Genomic DNA, 1,977 nt, shown 5'->3' on the forward strand with positions numbered 1-1,977 from the left:
GACATAATTCGGCAGCCTGGAGCTCTGAATCTGGGGTTTGACCTGCGCAGACATGGGTGGGAACGCCTGGAGGGCGCGTCTCTAGGCGGTGATGTTCTCGCTGGTCAGCGGGGTGCGGGCTGGAGCGCGACGACCTGCTTGGGGACGGGGATCTCCAGCTTCGCGAGCAGGTCTCGCTGGGCCTTGGTCAGGGCGGTGACCTGCTGGAACGTTCCGGTAGGGCCGGTGAAGGTGCCCAGATGGAGCCGGTCGAGTTCGCGTCGGATGTGCGGCCAGGTGTCGCCGGTGGTGGTCTCGGTGATCCGAATGAGAAGGAGAGCGAGCCAGCACAGGACGACGTGGGCGCGGATGCGTTCTTCGAGCCGGTGGTAGACGGGCCGCAGGTCGATGATCTGTTTCATGTCGCGCCAGCCGCGCTCGACTTCCAGCAGTTGCTTGTAGCCCAGCGCGATGTCCTCGGCGCTCAGGTGGGGATCGCTGCAGCGCAGGAGGTACTTCCCGTCGAGGTTCTCCTCCGCCTTGATCTTCGCCTGGTCGATGCGGAGCTTGCCGGCCGGGGTGGCGCGAAGGTAGCGGTTCAGGCCGGGCTTGTCGGCGATCTTCCCGCGCAGTTCGCCCCGTTTGAAGTCGCTGAGCTTGTCGGTGCCGGCGATCAAGTCGGCCAGCTGGGCGACGAGTTGTTCTCGCATGTGCCGGTCTCGCTCGGCCGCTTCGGGGTTGTGGCAGATCACGAACCGGTCGGTGTCGCTGATCCGCACCTCCTTGACGCGCATGTTCTCGGCGACGTCCTGGTAGCGGCCCTGCCGGGACAGGGCGGCCTGCACCTCGGGACTCCCGGAGCGGAGCTTCTCGCCGATGATGTAGGCGTGGTCGCCCTTGCGTAGGTAGCGGCGGTTGGCGGCGGAGGAGAAACCGCGGTCGGCCACCCACACGACCTTGGAGAGGGTCCAGTCCCGCATCTCGTCCTTGACCTGACGTATCAGCGTCTGGTCGGAGGCGTTGCCCGGCCAGCACCAGCAGCGGACCGGGATCCCGTCCCGGGTGACCGCCATGCCGATCACGATCTGCGGCAGGTCGTCGCGGGAGTCCTTCGACTTGCCGTAGGTCCGGAACCCGGCAGCCTGCGTCGCGTCGCCGTCCGCATCGTCGGTGTCCAAGCGGCGGCCCGCATCGTCGCGGGCGACGGGCTCGTCGGGCTCCTCCAACTCGAAGTAGGTGCTGGTGGTGTCGAAGAACAGCAGGTCCACCTCCAGGTTCAGCAGGTTCGCGACCTCGTCGAACACCTGCTTCTCCAGGTCGCCGGTCACCTCGTGGAGCCAGTCCATCGCCCGGTAGCAGGGCTGTTCGCCGATGGAGGCCAGGCCGTGGATATGCACGTCGTTGGTGATCCAGTCCGCCGCCGCGAGTTTCGAGGAAGGGGCCAGCGCGCGGTTGGCGACCAGGGCGAACAGCACCCGCTCGGTCGCGGTCACGTCCCGGCGGCGGCCTCGCTTGGGCTGCCCGACCCGGCCCACGATCTGGTCGATCCGCAGCCGGCGCCACAGGTGGTCGAGCACATAGGCGCCGCCGTACGGCACCGAGGAGGTGAACTCCAGATCCGACGTGGCGGTCGCGGCCAGCGCGTCACCCGGCTCCAGCAGCCTCGACAGAGACGCGACCAGGCGCTTGACCGCGTCGCGGTCCAGGTCGTCCTCGCGGCCGAAGGTGAACAGCACCTTCGGCACCGCCCGTCCCTTCACCGGATCCCACTCGTTGTGAGCCAGGTGTAGGTACCGGACTGTCCCGGACTTGTTCTCCCGCTTCACCGTCTTCACGTACACGGCTCCAGACCCTACGAGCTATGCCCAGGCCAGCGCAGGCGAATCTATAAAATCGCGTCTCTAGGCACTTTCGGTCTTCTCAGCGAACTGAAGCGCCGCGACCTGCATGTTCACCCTGGCTGAACCTCTAGAACCCCCGAATTACGTCGAACCCGGG

The 1,977-nt window shown here is 66.8% G+C and carries 1 protein-coding gene; it reads right to left on the reverse strand.

Annotated elements, in window-relative coordinates; translation table 11 throughout:
• Positions 1 to 104 precede the first annotated feature (104 nt).
• Complete coding sequence (locus tag O3Q52_RS52485) at positions 105 to 1,814, reverse strand: IS1634 family transposase (protein ID WP_269655453.1); 1,710 nt, start codon at positions 1,812 to 1,814, stop codon at positions 105 to 107.
• Positions 1,815 to 1,977: the final 163 nt, after the last annotated feature.

The organism is Streptomyces sp. ActVer, from assembly GCF_027270795.1.
Lineage (GTDB): Bacteria > Actinomycetota > Actinomycetes > Streptomycetales > Streptomycetaceae > Streptomyces > Streptomyces umbrinus_A.